At 70.1% G+C, this 17,865-nt stretch carries 17 protein-coding genes; 13 read left to right on the top strand and 4 right to left on the bottom strand.

Annotation, left to right across the window (positions count from 1 at the left end; all coding sequences use genetic code 11):
* Nucleotides 1-25 precede the first annotated feature (25 nt).
* From UA74_RS27410 to mnhG, 8 genes are all read left to right on the top strand, one after another.
* On the top strand, nt 26-1,618 hold the full coding sequence (locus tag UA74_RS27410) for an acyl-CoA mutase large subunit family protein (RefSeq protein WP_232237505.1): 1,593 nt from the start codon (nt 26-28) through the stop codon (nt 1,616-1,618).
* A 340-nt stretch (nt 1,619-1,958) separates the two neighbouring features.
* The gene (mbhE, locus tag UA74_RS27405) at nt 1,959-4,493 is read left to right on the top strand and encodes a hydrogen gas-evolving membrane-bound hydrogenase subunit E (protein WP_083684169.1); all 2,535 of its coding nucleotides are present in this window, start codon (nt 1,959-1,961) and stop codon (nt 4,491-4,493) included.
* Entirely contained in the window at nt 4,490-5,035 is a 546-nt protein-coding gene (locus tag UA74_RS27400; protein WP_075742781.1) for an MnhB domain-containing protein, read from the top strand. The genes mbhE and UA74_RS27400 overlap by 4 nt, the downstream gene beginning before the upstream one ends.
* The gene (locus tag UA74_RS27395; RefSeq protein WP_075742780.1) at nt 5,032-5,463 is read left to right on the top strand and encodes a Na(+)/H(+) antiporter subunit C; all 432 of its coding nucleotides are present in this window, start codon (nt 5,032-5,034) and stop codon (nt 5,461-5,463) included. The genes UA74_RS27400 and UA74_RS27395 overlap by 4 nt, the downstream gene beginning before the upstream one ends.
* Entirely contained in the window at nt 5,460-6,992 is a 1,533-nt protein-coding gene (locus tag UA74_RS27390; protein ID WP_075742779.1) for a Na+/H+ antiporter subunit D, read from the top strand. Before UA74_RS27395 ends, UA74_RS27390 begins: the two co-directional genes overlap by 4 nt.
* Entirely contained in the window at nt 6,989-7,609 is a 621-nt protein-coding gene (locus tag UA74_RS27385) for a Na+/H+ antiporter subunit E (RefSeq protein WP_232237504.1), read from the top strand. Before UA74_RS27390 ends, UA74_RS27385 begins: the two co-directional genes overlap by 4 nt.
* A gap of 1 nt (nt 7,610) precedes the next feature.
* Nucleotides 7,611-7,877, top strand: a complete 267-nt coding sequence (locus UA74_RS27380) for a monovalent cation/H+ antiporter complex subunit F (RefSeq protein WP_075742778.1) — start codon at nt 7,611-7,613, stop codon at nt 7,875-7,877.
* Nucleotides 7,874-8,236 carry a monovalent cation/H(+) antiporter subunit G gene (gene mnhG / locus UA74_RS27375; protein ID WP_075742777.1) on the top strand — a complete coding sequence of 121 codons (363 nt, stop codon included), beginning with the start codon at nt 7,874-7,876 and terminating at the stop codon, nt 8,234-8,236. The genes UA74_RS27380 and mnhG overlap by 4 nt, the downstream gene beginning before the upstream one ends.
* A 221-nt stretch (nt 8,237-8,457) precedes the next feature.
* Here the strand turns inward: mnhG and UA74_RS27370 are convergent, their stop codons facing one another.
* Nucleotides 8,458-9,933: a PH domain-containing protein gene (locus UA74_RS27370; RefSeq protein ID WP_075742776.1), complete on the bottom strand. Its 1,476-nt coding sequence runs from the start codon at nt 9,931-9,933 to the stop codon at nt 8,458-8,460.
* On the bottom strand, nt 9,930-10,439 hold the full coding sequence (locus tag UA74_RS27365; RefSeq protein WP_075742775.1) for a PH domain-containing protein: 510 nt from the start codon (nt 10,437-10,439) through the stop codon (nt 9,930-9,932). The genes UA74_RS27370 and UA74_RS27365 overlap by 4 nt, the downstream gene beginning before the upstream one ends.
* 98 nt (nt 10,440-10,537) lie before the next feature.
* On the opposite strand from UA74_RS27365, the gene UA74_RS27360 reads away from it, so the two are divergent.
* The 3 genes from UA74_RS27360 (at nt 10,538) to UA74_RS27350 (ending at nt 14,131) form a co-directional block, all read left to right on the top strand.
* A complete protein-coding gene (locus UA74_RS27360) occupies nt 10,538-11,167 on the top strand; it encodes a TetR/AcrR family transcriptional regulator (RefSeq protein ID WP_075765720.1) in 630 nt (209 codons plus the stop codon).
* 341 nt (nt 11,168-11,508) lie between these two features.
* Complete coding sequence (gene xylB / locus UA74_RS27355; RefSeq protein WP_075742773.1) at nt 11,509-12,948, top strand: xylulokinase; 1,440 nt, start codon at nt 11,509-11,511, stop codon at nt 12,946-12,948.
* Nucleotides 12,920-14,131 (top strand): ROK family transcriptional regulator, encoded by a 1,212-nt coding sequence (locus UA74_RS27350; RefSeq protein ID WP_075742772.1) that lies wholly within the window; start codon nt 12,920-12,922, stop codon nt 14,129-14,131. Before xylB ends, UA74_RS27350 begins: the two co-directional genes overlap by 29 nt.
* 341 nt (nt 14,132-14,472) lie before the next feature.
* Here the strand turns inward: UA74_RS27350 and UA74_RS27345 are convergent, their stop codons facing one another.
* Nucleotides 14,473-15,240 (bottom strand): ABC transporter permease, encoded by a 768-nt coding sequence (locus UA74_RS27345; RefSeq protein WP_075742771.1) that lies wholly within the window; start codon nt 15,238-15,240, stop codon nt 14,473-14,475.
* Nucleotides 15,237-15,974, bottom strand: coding sequence for an ABC transporter ATP-binding protein (locus UA74_RS27340; RefSeq protein WP_075742770.1), 738 nt, complete (start codon nt 15,972-15,974; stop codon nt 15,237-15,239). The genes UA74_RS27345 and UA74_RS27340 overlap by 4 nt, the downstream gene beginning before the upstream one ends.
* Before the next feature lie 113 nt (nt 15,975-16,087).
* On the opposite strand from UA74_RS27340, the gene UA74_RS27335 reads away from it, so the two are divergent.
* On the top strand, nt 16,088-17,185 hold the full coding sequence (locus UA74_RS27335; protein ID WP_075742769.1) for a sensor histidine kinase: 1,098 nt from the start codon (nt 16,088-16,090) through the stop codon (nt 17,183-17,185).
* Nucleotides 17,182-17,826, top strand: a complete 645-nt coding sequence (locus tag UA74_RS27330) for a response regulator (protein ID WP_075742768.1) — start codon at nt 17,182-17,184, stop codon at nt 17,824-17,826. Before UA74_RS27335 ends, UA74_RS27330 begins: the two co-directional genes overlap by 4 nt.
* The last annotated feature ends 39 nt before the right edge of the window (nt 17,827-17,865 follow it).

Below are 17,865 nucleotides of genomic sequence, written 5' to 3'. Positions count from 1 at the left end.
ACGACCACAGCACAGGAAGGCTTCCATGATGGGTGACGCACGGCGGGCGGAATCCGGATTCGAGATCCGGTCGGTGTACCGGCCTGCCGACGTCGACGAGGAGGCCGGCCCGCCCGAACGGATCGGCGAACCGGGGAGTTACCCGTTCACCAGGGGTGTCTACCCCACGATGTACACCCAACGGCCCTGGACGATGCGGCAGTACGCGGGCTTCGGCACGGCGAGTGAGTCCAACGCCCGGTATCACCAGTTGATCAAGGCGGGCACCACCGGACTGTCGGTGGCCTTCGACCTGCCCACTCAGATGGGCTATGACTCCGACGAGTACATCGCGCACGGCGAGGTCGGCAAGGTCGGCGTCGCGATCGACTCCGTCGAGGACATGCGCACCCTGTTCGACGGCATTCCCCTGGGCGGGGTCTCCACCTCGATGACCATCAACGCGCCCGCGAGCGTCCTGCTGCTGCTTTATCAGATCGTCGCGGAGGAACAGGGCGTCGACCCGGCGAAGCTGACCGGGACGATTCAGAACGACGTGCTCAAGGAATACATCGCGCGCGGCACCTACATCTATCCGCCCGCCCATTCGCTGCGGCTGATCACCGACATCTTCGCCTACTGCAAGGAGGTGCTGCCGAAGTGGAACACGATCTCGATCTCGGGCTATCACATGGCCGAGGCGGGGGCGACGCCCGCGCAGGAGATCGCGTTCACCCTGGCCAACGGCATCGAGTATGTGCGTGGCGCCATCGCGGCGGGCCTGTCGGTCGACGACTTCGCGCCTCGACTGGCCTTCTTCTTCGTGTCCAGGACCTCGTTGCTGGAGGAGGTCGCGAAGTTCCGGGCGGCCCGTCGGATCTGGGCTCGGGTCATGAAGGAGGAATTCGGCGCGACGAGTCCGAAGTCGTTGACGCTGCGTTTCCACACGCAGACCGCGGGCGTGCAGCTCACCGCACAACAGCCCGAGGTCAACATGGTCCGGGTCACCATTCAGGCATTGGCGGCGGTGTTCGGCGGAACCCAGTCGCTGCACACGAACTCCTATGACGAGGCGATCGCGCTGCCGACGGAGAAGGCGGCCAGGCTGGCGCTGCGCACGCAACAGGTGATCGCCTTCGAGAGCGACCTCACCGCCACCGTCGACCCCTTCGCCGGGTCGTACGCGATGGAGGCGATGACCGACGAGGTCGAGGCCGCGACGCTGGCTCTGATGGCGAAGGTCGAGGAGCGCGGCGGCGCGGTGGCGGCAATCGAGGAGGGGTTCCAGAAGTCCGAGATCGAGGAGACCGCGTACCAGAACTCTCGCGAGATCGACGGCGGCGAGCGGGTCGTGGTGGGCCTCAACCGGTTCACCATCGACGTCGAGGAGCCCTACGAGCCGTTGCGCGTGGACCCGACCATCGAGGAGGCGCAGGCCGCCCGGCTCGCCCGGCTCCGGGCCGAGCGCGACGACGCGGAGGTGAAGTCTGCGCTCGCCGAGCTGACCGAGACGGCGAAGGGGACGGGCAACGTGCTATACCCCATGAAGCGAGCGCTCGTCGCGCGGGCTACCGTCGGTGAGGTGTGTCACGCATTGCGCTCGGTCTGGGGGACGTACGTCCCCTCGGAGGTCTTTTAGCGGACGCAAGAGGGTCAAACCCGGTATCGGTGCAGGTCGCAAGCCTGCGCCCAGTGGGCGACGTCGACCGTGAGAGCGGGCTCGACGCCGCTTTCCGCGCTGCCCTCACACCAGTCTCACGCGCTCTCGATCCTCGAGAACGGCGGCGATCGGCTGTGCCGATGCAAGAAGCCCGGTTAAGCGACCGTAGGATTTCCCTTGTCCCGCGCAGTGCCCGACGGACCTGACAGTCCGCCATGCCACGTGCCTGCGTGGGTCGTGACCAGGCGATCCACCCGAGTCACGGAGGAGCGATGAGCGAACTCGACCAGGCGGCGGAGCCGTGCGGGAGGAGGTTCGCGTGCTTCTGCTTGTGACGGCTCACCTGCTGCTTGCGGGCCTGTTGCCCATGCTTGTGCGCAGGATAGGCCGCTGGGCCTTCGCGCTGGCCGCGATCGTCCCGGCCGCCACACTGCTGTGGTCTCTCGGCAGGCTCTCCGCCGTGTTGGGGGGAGAGGCGCCCGTCGAGACCTTCGCCTGGGCGCCGAGCATCGGTCTGGAAGTGGCGCTGCGTCTCGACGCGCTCTCGATGTTGATGATCTTTCTGGTCTCGGGGCTCGGCGCGCTCATCCTCGTCTACTGCGTCTATTACTTCGGCTCGCACGGTGAGGGCATCGGACGGACCTCCTCGCTGCTGCTCGCCTTCGCGGGCGCGATGTTCGGTCTCGTCGTCGCCGACGACCTCATCAGCCTCTACGTCTTCTGGGAATTGACGACGGTCTGCTCCTTCCTCCTGGTCGGACAGGACGGGACCGGCAAGAAGATGCGCCGCTCGTCGGTGCAGGCCCTGTTGGTGACCGTGTTCGGCGGGCTGACGATGCTGATGGGCATCATCATGCTCGGCCACGCCGCAGGCACCTTCCGCATCTCGGAGATCGTCGCCGATCCGCCCGCAGGCGGGGGCGTCACGATCGCCGTGGTGCTCGTCCTGATCGGCGCCTTCACGAAGTCGGCGCAGGTCCCGTTCCACCCGTGGCTGCCCGGTGCCATGGTCGCGCCGACGCCGGTCAGCGCCTACCTGCACGCGGCTTCCATGGTCAAGGCAGGCGTCTACCTGGTCGCGCGGCTGGCACCTGCCTTCGCCGATCAGACCGCGTGGTGGCTGCCGGTGGCGGTGATCGGCATCTGGACGATGCTGATCGGCGGCGTCCGCGCCCTGTTCCAACACGATCTGAAGACCATGCTGGCCTACGGAACGGTGAGTCAGCTCGGCTTCCTCATGGTGTTGACGGGGACCGGCACCTATATCGGCGCCATCGCGGGCGCGACGATGCTGCTGGCGCACGGGCTCTTCAAGGCGGCGCTGTTCCTGATCGTCGGGATCATCGATCACCAGACGGGGACCCGGGACATCCGGAAGCTGTCCGGGCTCGGCAGACGATTCCCCGGCCTGGCCGTCCTGGCCGTGCTCGCGGCGGGCTCGATGGCCGGGCTGCCGCCGATGCTCGGTTTCCTCGGCAAGGAGGCGGCCTTCCAGGCGCTCCTGGAGAGCGGGGGCACCGTCGATCTGCTGGTGCTGGCGGGACTGGTCGTCGGTTCGGTGCTGACCGTCGCCTACAGCATCCGGCTCGTCTGGGGCGCCTTCGGCGACAAGCCCGGCGTCGAGCCGATCGCCGCTCCCTCCCCGGCCCTGGGACTCGTGCTTCCCGCCGCGATCCCGGCGCTCGCCGGCCTGGTGCTGGGGCTGTGGTCGGCCCCGGTCTACGGGCTGGTGACGCCCTACGCCGAGGCGTTCCGCTCCGGAGGCGAGAGCTATTACCTGGCGCTGTGGCATGGATTCAACCTGCCGCTGCTGCTGTCGGTGGTAGTCGTGGTGCTGGGCGTGCTGCTCTACCGGCTCCGTGAGCGGTCCAGCGCCGAGAGCGGGCCGCAGATCCCGCACTTCCTGCAGGCGCAGACGCTCTACGACCGCTCGGTCCTCTCGCTGGAGGTGATCTCCTACGGCGTGACCGGCCGACTCCAGGTGGGTTCGCTGCCCACCTACCTCGGCATCATCCTGCTCACGATGTTGTTCATCCCCGGCACGGCGGTGCTGACCGGCACCACGTTCCTCGGGGAGCAGCAGCTCTGGCACTCCGCGGTGCAGGTCCCGCTCGCCGTGTTGGTGTGCATCGCGGCCATCGCCCTGACGATGGTGCGACATCGCATGACGGCGGTGCTGCTGACCGGTGCGATCGGCTACGCGATCGGCGCGTTCTTCATCGTCGACGGAGGCCCGGACCTGGCGCTGGCTCAGTTCCTCGTCGAGACGCTGACCCTGGTGGCCTTCGTGTTCGTGCTGCGGAAGCTGCCCGCGCGGTTCACCCAGATCGAGTCGGCCAAGCGGCTGCGGTGGCCGAAGGTGGTGATCGCGGTGGCGGCGGGCGGCTTCGTGGCGATCTCCACGGTGATCTTCTCCGGTGCGCGGCAGGCGCCGCCCACCTCCAGCGAGGAGTACATCGCCAACGCGCCGGAGGGTGCACACGCCACCAACGTGGTCAACGCGATCCTGGTCGACTTCCGAGCCTTCGACACCGTCGGTGAGATCACCGTGCTCGCGGTGGCGGCCACCGGGGTGGCGAGCCTGATCCTCGCCGTCCGCCGGACCAGGACGCCGTCGCTGCCCGAGACCGACGATCAGGCCGTGCTGGCGACGCCGGGCGGCGCAGGCGCCAGCGGCGGCGCGGCGGGGGAGGACGCCGCGTTCGAGGTCGGTGACAGCCCGGCGGCACAGGCCATCGCACGGGACTCGGCGAACGGCCCCACCGAGGCGGGCCGACAAGACGCCTCATCCGCTGCGGACGGGTCGGAGTCCCCGGACTCGAGGCCGACGAACGACGAGGAGGGACGACGATGACCGGTTCCATGGCGCGGCGGCTGTCCTGGGAGGACTGGGACACGCCGCGAGAGGCCTGGCTGCTCGCAGGCGACGCGCGGGACGGTCGGGAGCGTTCGGTGCTCCTCGAGGTCGCGGTGCGGCTCCTCTTCCCGACGGTCCTGGTGCTCTCCCTCTACCTGCTCTTCGCCGGGCACAACCGCGCGGGCGGCGGCTTCTCCGGCGGACTGGTCGCGGGCCAGGCCTTCGTCCTGCGTTACGTCGCGGGCGGGCCGTTGGAGATGCGCGAGGCCGTCCGGCTCCGGCCGCCGGTGATCATCGGGCTCGGGTTGAGCCTCGCGGTCCTCTCGGGGCTGGTGCCCACGTTCTTCGGCGGTGTCGTGCTGGAGACCACCTATTTTCAGGCCACCCTGCCGGTCCTGGGCGAGGTCACGTTCGTGACCAGCCTGTTGCTGGACATCGGGGTGTACGTGCTGATCGTCGGGGTGGTCATCGACCTGTTGCGGACCCTCGGCGCGGGAATCGAGGAACAGCTCGTGCGAACGCGGAGGGTGGCGCGATGACGGGGGGCTCGATCAACCTCGTCTTGGCGCTCACGCTGGGCGTCCTGTACTCGGTCGGCTTCTATCTGATTCTTCAGCGGTCGCTGATGCGGATCGTCATCGGCACCGTCATCATCGGCCACGGGGCGAACCTGTTCCTCCAGGCGGCGGGTGGGCCGCCCGGCAGGGCGCCGATCATCAACGGGGTCCCCGTCGAGGAGATGACCGACCCGTTGCCGCAGGCGATGGCCCTGACCGCCATCGTGATCACCTTCGCCCTGTCGACCTTCCTTCTCGCTCTTGCCTATCGCTCCTCGGTGCTGCTCGGCCATGACGAGGTACGCGACGACGTCGAGGACCGACGAATTCGACGTCTCCAACAGCGGCTCTCCGAAGACGAGGACGACGACGACTCCGAGACCGACGACCAACAGGAGGCCGTTCGGTGAACGTGCTCGTAGCGCTGCCGGTACTGCTCCCCCTGCTGGCGGCGGCCCTCTCGCTGGTCCTGGGCAGCTTCGCGAATCTGCAGCGGATGCTCGGGGTGCTGGTACTGACCTTCATCGCCGTGAACGCGGGCTTCCTGCTGTACATAGCCGACCGGGACGGGCCGGTCGTGCTCCAGATGGGCGGCTGGGCCGCGCCGTTCGGTATCACGCTGATCGCCGACCGGCTGGCCGCCCTGCTGCTGCTCGTCTCGGCGGTCGTCATGCTCGCGGTGCTGATCTTCTCGATCGGCCAGCGGATCACCGACTACGGTCGGGACACCTCCAGCACTGCGTTCCACCCGATGTACCTGGTGCTGTGTGCGGGCGTCGCCCTCGCCTACCTGACGGGCGACCTGTTCAACCTGTTCGTCGCGTTCGAGATCATGCTCGCCGCGTCCTACGTGTTGATCGTCCGGCGCACCACGGCCACCCGGATACGTGCCGGGATGACCTACATCATCGTCAGCCTGACCTCGTCGCTGCTGTTCATCACCATGATCGGCCTGGTCTACGCCGCGACGGGAACGGTGAACCTCGCCGACCTGGCGGGTCGGGTCGGTGACCTGCCGCCCGGAATCCAGACCGCGCTGGCGCTGATGATGGTCGTGGTGTTCGGCATCAAGGCGGCGATGGTGCCGCTGCACTTCTGGCTGCCCGACAGCTATCCGACCGCTCCCGCGCCCATCACGGCCATCTTCGCCGGGCTGCTGACCAAGGTCGGCGTCTACGCGTTGATCCGAACCCAGACCCTGGTCTTCGACCATCAGCAGAGCTGGACGCTGATGCTGATCATCGCCCTGGTGACGATGATCATCGGTGCACTGGGCGCGATAGCGCAGAACGACATCAACCGGCTGCTGTCGTTCCTGCTGGTCAGCCACATCGGGTACATGTTGTTCGGCCTGGGGCTCTACGACGTGATCGGCCTGGCGGGCGTGATCCTCTACGTGGTGCACCACATCACCGTCCAGGCCGGGCTGTTCCTGGTCAGTGGTCTGCTCACCCGACATACCGGCACGGTGGCGCTGCGCAGGATGGGCGGCATCGCGAAGGCGTACCCGCTGGTCGCGGTGTTGTTCGCGCTGCCTGCGCTGAGCCTGGCGGGCATCCCGCCGTTCTCGGGCTTCGTGGCGAAGCTGGTGCTGCTCCAGGGCGGCGTCGGTGTCGGGACGACGACGGCCTACGTCGCGACGGCCGCCGCCGTGCTGACCAGCTTCCTCACCCTGTACGCCATGGCGCGGATCTGGGTCCTGGCGTTCTGGGGCAAGGCGCGCGCGCCGCACGCCGACCCGGACCCGACCGACGAGCTGATCATCGGCACCGGCTCGACGTCGAAGTCGATGGTCGTCGCCACCGGGTCGCTGGTCGTCTTCGGCGTGCTCATCGCGGTGTTCGCCGGACCGTTGTCCGAGATCAGCGCCCGCGCCGCCACCGACCTGCTCGACGGCGGCCCCTACGTGACCGCTGTGCTGGGAGAGGACGCGGGATGACCATGACACGCAAGGCTCGTCGCCACGCCTGGCTGCGGTTGCCGCTGATCCTCTGGCTCACCGTGGTGTGGGTGCTGCTCTGGGGCACGCTCGACGTCCCGACCGCGCTGGCGGGGCTGATCATCGCGATCGGGGTGGTGATGACCTTCCCCATGCCCGCGATCGCGACTCGCCTGCGGGTCCGCCCGCTGCGGCTGCTGTACCTGCTGGTCTGGCTGCTGGTGGACCTGTTCACCTCGGCCCTGCAGGTCGCCTGGGAGTCGATCCGGTACGGCCCGCGCACCAAGGCGGGCATCATCGCGGTGCCGGTGCCCTCCGACATCGATCACGTGGTGGTCGCCGCGGCCAACCTCGTCTCGCTGGGTCCCGGCAAGTTCGTCCTGCAGATCGATCGATCGCAGAGGGTCTTCTACGTCTATGCCGTCGGACTCCGAGACAGCGCCCACGCGGACCGGGTCCGGCGTGAGGTCCTGGGGTTGCAGCGCCTGGTGGTGCTCGCCATCGGATCGGACGAGGACGTCCTGGCCCTGGACCACCTGGTGCCGCCGAAGTCGGCGGACACCCCGGAAGCACTCGGCGATCGGGCCGGGGGCTCCACCGGCAGAGAGGACGGCTGAGATGGAGATCGTCTTCGCGATCACGTTGGCGCTGCTCTGTGTGGCAGGCCTGATCATCGTGGTCCGGCTGGTGCGGGGGCCGACGACGCTCGACCGCATCGTGGCGGTGGACGTGTTCGTGATCCTGATCGTCGGCGGCACGGCGGTGGGCATGGCCGTCCAGGCCGACGGCTCCAACATCGCCCTGCTCGTCGCGGTGACGCTGCTGGGCTTCGTCGGCTCGATGACGGCCGTGCGAATGGTCGAGCGGAAGGGGACGCATCGATGAGCCTCGCGGATGTGGTGTCCTCGATCTGCCTCATCGGGGGCGCGATGTTCTGCGTCCTCGGTGCCCTCGGTGTGTTGTGGTTCCCCGACGTCACCTCCCGGCTCCAGGCCGCCACCAAGCCGCAGACTCTCGGCCTGCTGCTGCTGTTGATCGGCACCGCGATCCAGCTGGAGTTCATCTACGCCTCCGGGCTGATCCTGGTCGGCCTGTTCCAGATGATCACCGCGCCGGTGTTGTCGCAGATGGTGGGGCGGGCGGCCTACCGCTCCGGTGCGATCCGGTCGGAGTCGCTGGTGATCGACGAGCTGGGTGAACGACTGGCCAAGGAGAAGCGCGGGGAGAGCGGCTCGGTGGGCTGAGGTCGGGCGCGGCGGCCCTCGGCCGGGGCGGCGCGGGTCGCCGCCGAGGCGGTGGGCATCGGCGGCCTTGCCGCCCCGACCGGCTTGGTGGGCGCCTTCCCACCTCGGGCTGTGCGCCGATCGATCCGTCGTCGATCGCCACGGGGGTGCGCTTCCGCCGGTGTCCCGCCGTCCGGCGCCGTCCCGCCCGGCGACGTCGGATCGCGGCGACGCCCTCGACGTCAGTCGCGGATCAGGAACGGCGTGATGAGTCCGCCGACGGCGTGCCGGGCGAACTCCAGCCCCTCGTCCTGATCGGTGTCGGGCACCCGGTACGCGCCGTTGCCGCCCGCGATGGTGGCCGTCAGGTTGATCAGACTGCTGCGGCGTTGGAACGGGGACCGGCTGATCGTCACGCCGATGACGTCGGTGCGCCGCAGGGCCGTCGTGCACCGGCTCACCGACCCCTTCCTGGACACCAGGAACTCGGCGTCGTGGGCGTGGCCGAGACTGCGGTAGGCGTCCAGGGCCAGCAGCAGGGCGACGGGCAGTGCGAATCCGGCGAACCACCAGCCGATGTGCAGCAGGACGTCGGTGAGCAGCACGCCGAGCAGGAGCAGCACGGCGAGCGGTGCCGCCACCCCGGCCAGCGCCCAGCCGATCCGGCGTCGTCGGGCCGCTCGAGGATGGGGCCGCAGATCAACCGCGTCGACGGGGAAGGCCTCGCGCCCGATGATCCGAGCCGCGACCTGCCGCGCAGGCGACCAGCGCACCGGGGGGAGCAGGGTGCTGCGGTCCTTGCTCTGCTCGTCGTCGTCGCGGCCGAGTCCGGTGGCGACGGCTCGAACCGAGGCGGCGCCCGCCCAGCGCAGCGACAGCGGCTCCCGGAGCTGCACGCCGATCAGGCGGCTGCGTTCGAGGGTGATGTTCCGGGTGGTAAGCAGGCCGCGCCGCACCTGGATCGCAGCGGGCGACAGGGTGAGCCGATGCCGCCACCACGACTCGACGTAGAGCGCGACGGCGGCCACCGTCCCGATCGCCAGCGCGAGCAGGACCAGCCCGCCGATGCTCAGCCACAGCGGAAACTCCGCGAGCGTCGCGAACGCCGCCGGGATCACCGTGCCGTCCACGTCGACGCCGAGCATGTCGAGCAGTTCGTAGCCGCCGCCGAACGCGGCGAGCCCGAGCAGCGGGTTCACGAAGGAGAAGGGCGCGAACCGCAGCCAGGCGATCTCCCAGCGGGCCAGCACGACGGTCTGCCGCTCGGTCGCCTGCCGAGGAAGCAGCGCTGCCCGGAGCTCGTGAGCCACCGACCGCCCGAGCGCGAAGACGCGCAGCGCCGAGTCCTCGTCGGTGACGTTCTCCCCGGTGCCGATGCGGACGCTGGTCACCCCGAGCAGCCTGCCGAGCGGCTCGGCGGTGGCGTCCACGCTGCGTACCCGATCGAGGGACACGCTGCGCCTGCTGCGGAAGACGACGCCCTTGCGCAGTTCGAAGCGGCCGTCCGCCACGCGATACCGGGTCATCCGTGCCCGCAGCACCTCGTACAGCGGAATCAGGATCGTCGGCGGCGCCACGCTCAGCCAGATGATCCAGCCCGGTACGCCCCGATAGATCAGCAGCGCGGTCACGGGTAGGACGAGTGCGAAGAGGTAGCCGCAGCTCACCACGGGGGTGCGTGGGTCGATGCGATGCCAGCGCTCGTCGGCGGCGGTCATGTCGCGTCTCCCGTCACGTCCTCGGCGGCCTGGGTCTGCTCGGTGAGCCGCTCGGCGATCTCCTCCGCCAGGGTGTGATCCAAACCCGCGATGGTGAGTGCGCCGCGCGCCGAGGCGGTGGTGACGGTGACCGTCGCGAGCCCGAACATCCGCTCCAGCGGGCCGCGCAGGGTGTCCACGGTCTGAATCCTCGCCAGCGGGGCGATCCGCGACTGTTCCCAGAACCACCCGCTGCGGGTGTAGACGGCGATCTCCGTGGTCTCCCAGCGGTGCACGCGGTACCGCCAATGCGGCATCACCAGCAGATACGCCAGTCCCGGCACGGCGAGGACGCAGGCGGGCATGGCCAGCCAGAACCTCGCGGGTTCGATGAGCCAGGCCAGCAGGGCGAGGAGCAGCACGGGCGGGAGCGCGAGCAGGACCGCCCTGGCGGACCACCACCCGACTGCTCGGCGGTCGAGCCGGTGTCGGGGCGGTCGTAGGCGGAACGGTCGTGCGGCGGCCATGGCGTCGCCTCTTCCTGGAACGGCGGTAAGATCGATACGATTGTATCGGTAAATCGATACGCCTGTATCGATGATGGGGAGACTGGAGGTTTCACCAGGTGGCGAGCACCGCGAATCGGGCGGAGCGACGGCGGCAGATCGCGGCGGGGCTGCTGCGCGTCGTCGTATCGGAGGGCATGGACGCGGCCTCGATGCGGGCGGTGGCCACCGAGGCAGGGGTTTCGCTGGGGATGGTCCAGCGGCTCTTCGAGACGAAGGACGAGCTGCTGCTGTTCACCTATCGCGCGTGCATCGACGCGATGGCCCGCCGGATCACCGAGGCGGTGGAACAGCGGCAGCAACAGCCGTTTCTCATCCTGCTGCGGGCCGCGCTGCCGATGGACGAGGAGCGGCGCGCGGACTGGCGGTTCATCATCGCCTTCGGTGAACGCTTCGGCAGCCGTCCCGAGATCGCCGAGATGATTGCGGAGGACGACGCGCAGTCCTATCGAGACATGCTCGCTCTTCTGCAGGCGGCCGAGCAGATCGGCCAGATCCCGGCAGGCCATGACCTGGAGGGGGCGGCCCGGCTGCTCCGGCTGCTGTCGGAGGGAATGACACTGTCCCTGCTCGCCGGTCGCGACGGCTCGGTGGCGGCGGCGACGCGCGGGCTCGACACGGCGCTGGCCCTCCTCCGCGGGGTGCCGGTCGGTGCGGCACCGGATGACGACACCGCGCCGACCGAGTGAGTCGATCCGCGACCGCCGTGCAGAACGAGGCGGGCCTGCCTGGTCCGGCGGCCGACGGGGCACCCCCGCCGCCGGACTCGACCTGACCTGACCCGGTCCGGTCGCCCGGCCGGCAGTCGCCGACCGTGTCCCGCGAATCCCGGCGCCTGTCGTCGACTGACGTCGGAGGCCCGCCACATCCTGCGGTGTCGGCGCTGCTCACCGCGTCTGGCCCGATGACGACGGCGACGCGACGCCGTCAGGCGTCTGTCAGGCTCGGCCGCCGCGTCGGGCGGTCTCCGCAGAGGATCAGTCGCTCGTCCCTGTCGCCTGACCGCCATCGTGAGGTTGAATCAGCAGTCATGACCGTGGTGCTCGGAATCGATAGTTCAACCCAGTCGACGAAGGTGCTGGCGGTGGACGCGGACAGTGGCCGCATTCTCGGCCAGGCCCGCGCCGCGCATCCCGACGGCACCGAGGTGGACGCCGAACACTGGTGGACCGCCTGCAACCAGGCGATGGCCGAGGTCGTCGACGGGCTGTCCGAGCCGGTGGCGGCGATCTCGGTGGCGGGACAACAGCACGGCATGGTCACCGTGGACGCGGCGGGCGAGGCGGTGCGGCCCGCACTGCTGTGGAACGACACCCGATCCGCGCCGCAGGCCGCCGAACTGGTCGCCGCCGACGGGCCGCAGACGTGGGCGCGCCGCACCGGGCTGGTGCCGGTGGCGAGCTTCACCGTCACCAAGCTCGCCTGGCTGGCCGCCCACGAGCCGGACAACGCCGATCGGGTCGACTCCGTCCTGCTACCGCACGACTGGCTGACCTGGCGTCTCGCGGGCGGCGGCACGGCGGAGGCCTGCACGGACCGGGGCGACGCCTCCGGCACCGGATACTTCTCCGGCCGCGAGGGCGTCTGGCTGCCCGACGTGCTCGGCGAGGCCTTCGGCGGCAGGCAGCCCCGGCTGCCCAGGGTGTTGGGACCGGTGGAGACGGCGGGCCGAGGGCCCGGCGGCGCGGTCCTCGGCGCCGGCACCGGCGACAACATGGCTGCCGGCCTGGGCCTGGCGGCAGGCCCCGGCGACGTGGTGATCTCGCTGGGCACGTCCGGGACCGTCTTCGCGGTCACCGAGGACGCGACCGAGGACCCCACCGGCATCGTCGCGGGCTTCTGCGACGCCACCGGCCGATTCCTTCCGCTGGTCTGCACGCTGAACGCCGCCAGGGTGCTGACGGCCGCCGCCGCGATGCTGGACACCGACCTCGCAGGACTGGACGCACTCGCCCTGCGCGCCGAGCCCGGTGCGGGCGGGCTGACCCTGCTGCCCTACCTCGACGGGGAGCGCACCCCCAATCTGCCGGATGCGACCGGCACTCTGATGGGGCTGCGCCGGGACAACATGACGCCGGAGAACCTGGCGCGGGCGGCCGTCGAGGGAATGCTCTGCGGCCTGGCCGAAGGGCTCGTCGCCCTGCGTGACCTGGGCGTCGCGGTGCGGCGGGTGCTGCTGGTCGGCGGCGCCGCCCGATCCGCCGCCGTCCAGAAGGTCGCTCCCGAGCTGTTCGGCGTGCCGGTGGAGGTGCCGGAGCCCGGCGAGTACGTCGCGCTCGGTGCGGCCAGGCAGGCGGCGTGGGCGCTCGCAGGCGGGGAGCACCCACCGGCATGGCCCGTGGAATCCGTACGCTTCGAAGCGGAGGAGGGGTCGGGTTCGGCCGTGTGGGAAGCACACGCGCAGGCGCGACGGACAGTACATGGACGGATTCAGTCCACCGATGGAAGCACCGAGACAGCCGATCGGTGACAAGCCACCTCGGGTGGAGACGCACGACCAGTCGCGACTGCTGACACTGATGCGCGACGAGGGGCCGATGTCGCGCGTCGAACTGGGCGAACGACTGGGCCTGCCGCGCGCGCGGTTGGCGGCCGAGGTCAACCGGCTGGCCGAGCTGGGGCTGGTGGAGTCCGGCGGGCCTGCGGCCAGCCGGGGCGGCAGGCGGTCGACCCTGGTCGGCCTGTCGAGTTCGCTGCGCCTGCTGGCGGTCGACATCGGCGCGACCTCGGTCGGCGTCGCCGTCACCGACCCGTACTGCGAGGTGCTGGAACACCTCGTGGAGGAGTGCGAGGTCCGCTCCGGCCCGGTCGCCGTGCTGGACCGGGCGGTGGCGCTGTCGACCCTGGCGCTGGCCAAGGTGCCGGGTCGGCTGCTGGCGGCGGGCATCGGCCTGCCCGGGCCGGTGAGCTTCCGGGAGGGCATGCCGGTGGCGCCGCCGATCATGCCCGGCTGGGACCGCTTCCCGGTGCGCGATCGGCTCGCGTCGCAGTGGGGCTGCCCGGTCACCGTGGACAACGACGTGAACGCGATGGCGCTGGGAGAACGGCATGCGGGCGTCGCCCGCTCGCTCGACGACCTGATCTTCGTCAAGGTCGGCACCGGCATCGGCTGCGGCATCCTGCTCGGCGGCCGCGTCTATCGCGGCGTCGCGGGGACGGCGGGCGACATCGGGCACATCCGGCTCGATGACTTCGGCCCGGCCTGCGCCTGCGGGGAGTCCGGCTGCCTGGAGGCCTACTTCGGCGGTGCGGCGCTGGCCAGGGACGCCCTGACGCTGGCCCGCAGCGGTCGCTCGGAGTTCCTGGCCGAGTCGTTGTCCCGGCACGGCGAGCTGTCCGCGCGGGACGTCGCACTGGCGACGGGCGCGGGCGACTTCGCGGCGGTCAACCTGGTGCGGGAGGGCGGGCGGCGACTCGGCCAGGTGGTGGCCTCGCTGGTGAGCTTCATCAACCCCGGCATGGTCGTGATCGGCGGCGGCGTCGCCAGGCTCGGTCACCAGCTGCTCGCGGAGGTCCGCAGCTCGGTGTATCGCCGGTCGATGCCGCTGGCCACGGGCAACCTGCCGATCGTGCTCTCGGAGCTGGGCGATCTCGCAGGCGTCATCGGTGCCGCGTGGACCGCGAGCGAACGGGCCTTCGCCGTCACGACCTGAGCGACCCTGTGGTCGGCAGGCGTGCCTGCGGGTCGCGGCGTCGACGCGTCGGGGGGCTGCCTCCGTAGGCAGCCCGCCCCGTCGGTCGCCGCCGAGTCGTTCCGATTCTCGCTGCGCGCAGCGGGATGTTCGCCGCCCAGGCAGCCGGTCGGGCGGACCGGCTGCCTCGACTCGGTGCGGATCTCGCGACGGGGCCTGCGCCAGGGCCGAGACCGCGTCTTAGTCCCTGCCCCGAGCGGGCGAGGTTCGGGCGTGCAGCTCGCCGGTCCGCCCGGCCTCCGGTGGATCCCCGCGACGACCTGCGGCGCGTCGGCGAGCCCCGCGTCTGGCGCGTGCCCTGCTCAGTCCCAGCGGAAGAACACGGCCGCGATGACCGCGCCGAGGACGGTGGTCGCACCGAGGCTGATCAACTGGGACGCCTCGACAGCGGCTCCGACCCAGGCGGCGGCGAGGGCGTCGACCGCCGCGCCGAAGGGCAGCCATTCCCCGATGCTCGCCAGCACGTCCGGAAGTGAATCCGGCCCGCCGAACATGCCGCCGAGGGCACCGAAGGCGAAGAACGTGACGAGGCCGATCGCGACCGCCGAATTGGGCGTCGGCGCAATGGCGGCGACGATCATGCCGACGGCGTACATCGCCGCCATGGCCAGCAGGTAGACGCCGACGGCCGTGCCGAGGTGTGCGGGCAGGTTGGCGCCGAAGCCGAGGAACGCCACGGCGACCGCGACGGTCAGCCCGATCACGGTCTGGATGACGCTCACGATGACCTGGGCGATCAGGACCATGCTCGGGGAGGCGGGCGTGACCGAGAGCCTGCGCAGAATGCCGGTGCGGCGGTAGTAGGCCAGGAAACTGGGCATGTTGATGATGCCGACGGTGGCGATGACCATGGTCAGCACCAGCGGGAGGACGAAGAGATCCAGCGCCGTCCGCCCGTTGCTCACGACCTCGTCGCCCGCCGAGGAGGCGCTCATCACCAGGATCAGCAGCGGAAGCCCGATCGGGACGACGAGGCCCGCCGTGTCCCGCGCGACCATCTTGGCCTCGCACCTGATCAGCGTCAGCCACGCCTTCATACCCGGCCTACGGGCTTCGATCGCGGTGCTCATTCGGAGTCCTCCAGTTCCTTTCCGGTGAGTGCGAGGAACGCGTCGTCGAGGTTCTCCGCGCCCGCGCCCGCGACCAGGCCCGCGGGGGTGTCCAGGGCGATCACGCGCCCCGCGTCGATGAGCGCGACGCGGTCGCAGAGGCGTTCGACCTCCTCCATCGCGTGACTGACGAGCAGGATGGTGACGTCCTCGGTGCGGAGGCGATCGATCGTCTTCCACATCTGCCGCCGGGCCCGTGGGTCGAGACCGGTGGTGAGTTCGTCGAGGATCACCACGCGGGGCCTGCCCGCGAGGGCCAGGGCGATGGACAGTCGTTGCTGCTGACCGCCGGAGAGCTTCTCGAAGCGGACGCGGCGCTGCTCCTGGAGACCGACCAGGTCGAGCAGCTCGTCTGCGGGCCGAGGGTTCGGGTAGAAGCTGCGGTAGAGGCCGATGAGTTCGGCGACCGTCAACGCCCCGTGCAGCGTGGCCTGCTGCAACTGGACGCCGAGGAGCTGCCGGACCTTGGCGCGGTCGCGCTGCGGGTCTAGGCCCAGGATGCGGACGCGCCCGTTGTCCGGCTTGCGCAGCCCGGCGATCATCTCGACCGTGGTGGTCTTGCCCGCACCGTTGGTGCCGAGGATGCCGAGCACCTCACCGGTCTGGACACGCAGGCTCACGTCGTCGACCGCGATCTTGTCGCCATAGCGTTTATGCAGGGCCTCGGCGTGAACTGCCGGTTCCGGTGCTGTCATGCCGTCAGACGCTAGGCAGTCGGACCGGTGCCGCGCCTGTGCCGGAAGTCAGGAACTCCGGCCATGACTTTCGGCACGGGCGGGGGTGCCGGGGCGTCTTCTAGGGTGGCCTGATGCGGCGGTTGAGCTTGGATCAGTGGTCTGGGCTGGCGATGCTCGTCGTCTCGGTCGGGGTGGGCGGGATGGTGCTGATCGGCACGACTCCACTGATCATCCCGAGGGGCTGGTGGCTCGCCCTGTTCGTGGTGTTCCTCGGGACCCTGCTGATCGCGGCGGACGAAAGGCCGCGCAGGGTCAGGTACGCGATGTTCGCCGTGTCCGTCGTGTCGTCCTGGGCGGTGGTGCTGACCGCGCCGGACATGGGCCTGCTGCCGATCCTGCTGGTCGTCACCGTGGCGGTGAGCGTCTACGCCGTGCCGCCGCCGGTGGGGCTGACGGTCATCGGGCTCAACACCGTGGTGCTCGTCGTACTGATGATGCTGGTGAACGCCTCGCCCACCGAGTCGATGACGATCGTGGGCTTCTACATCGCCATCCAGCTGGCCACGATGTTGAGCTCCCTCACGCTCATCCGCGAACAGCAGATGCGCCGCGAGCTGACCACGGCGCACATCGACCTTCGGGCCGCGTCGGCACTGCTGTCGGAGTCCGCCCGCACTGCCGAGCGACTGCGGATCTCGCGCGAGCTGCACGACGTCATCGGCCACCAGCTGACCGTCCTCACCCTGGAGCTTGAGGCGGCCCGGCATCGCGAGGGCGAGCGGGCCCGCGAGCACGTCGACCGCGCCGACCGGGTGGCCCGTGACCTGCTGGCCGACGTCCGGGCCACGGTGGGCGAACTGCGCGTCGAGCCTGCGGACCTCACCGAACTGCTGCGCCAGGTCGGACGCGGCCTGCCCGGCCTGGAGGTGTCGATCGACGTCGACCCCGAGGTACGGCTCGACGAGGAGCGGACGGCGGTGTTCGTGCGGGCCGTGCAGGAGATCGTCACCAACACCATCCGGCACGCCGAGGCACGAGAACTGTGGATCGAGGTGTCGGCCGATTCGGCGGGCACTGTTCTGACGGCGGTGGACGATGGACGGGGCGACACTGAACCGATGGCGGGTAACGGGCTTCGCGGGCTCACCGAGCGGTTCACGGCCTTCGGCGGCGACGTGACCTTCGACGGCAGCCGGGGCTTCAAGGTCACCGCGCTGATGCCGACATGATCCGGGTGGTGGTGGTCGACGACCAGACCCTCGTACGGCACGGCATCCGCACCCTGCTGGACATCGCCGACGTCGACGTGGTCGGCGAGGCCGACGACGGCCGGTCGGCGCTGGAGGTCATCGCGGCGACTACGCCCGAGGTGATCCTGCTGGATCTGCGGATGCCCCGCTTTGACGGCATCTGGACCCTTCGGGAGCTGGCCGAGCGCGGGATCGAGATCCCGGTCCTCGTGCTCACCACCTTCGACGACGATTCGCTCGTCCTGGACGCCCTGCGGGCCGGGGCGCGCGGTTACCTGCTCAAGGACGTCACCGTCGAGCAGCTCACCCGCGCCGTGCACACGCTGGCCGACGGCGGAACCCTCATCGCGCCGTCCATCACCGACCGCATGCTGCGGGCGATCCGGTCCGGCCCGACGCCGGACGGCGCAGGCACGCACCAGATCCAGGAACTGACCGAACGCGAACGGGAGGTGTTGCGACTCATGGCGGAGGGCTACAGCAATCGTGAGATCGCCGAGGCCCTGTTCCTGGCCGAGGGGACGGTGAAGAACCACGTCTCGACCATCCTCGTGAAGCTCGGCGCGCGCGACCGGACCAATGCGGTCCTGCGCGCACTGCACCAGGGAATCCTGCGGTGAACCCCGTCATCGGTGGCCGAGGCGGCCCGGCCGTTCGCG

The organism is Actinoalloteichus fjordicus, assembly GCF_001941625.1.
In the GTDB taxonomy this organism is placed as follows: Bacteria; Actinomycetota; Actinomycetes; order Mycobacteriales; family Pseudonocardiaceae; genus Actinoalloteichus_A; species Actinoalloteichus_A fjordicus.
The sequence above is the reverse complement of the archived record's forward strand: the minus strand, read 5'-3'. Positions and strand labels throughout refer to the sequence as shown.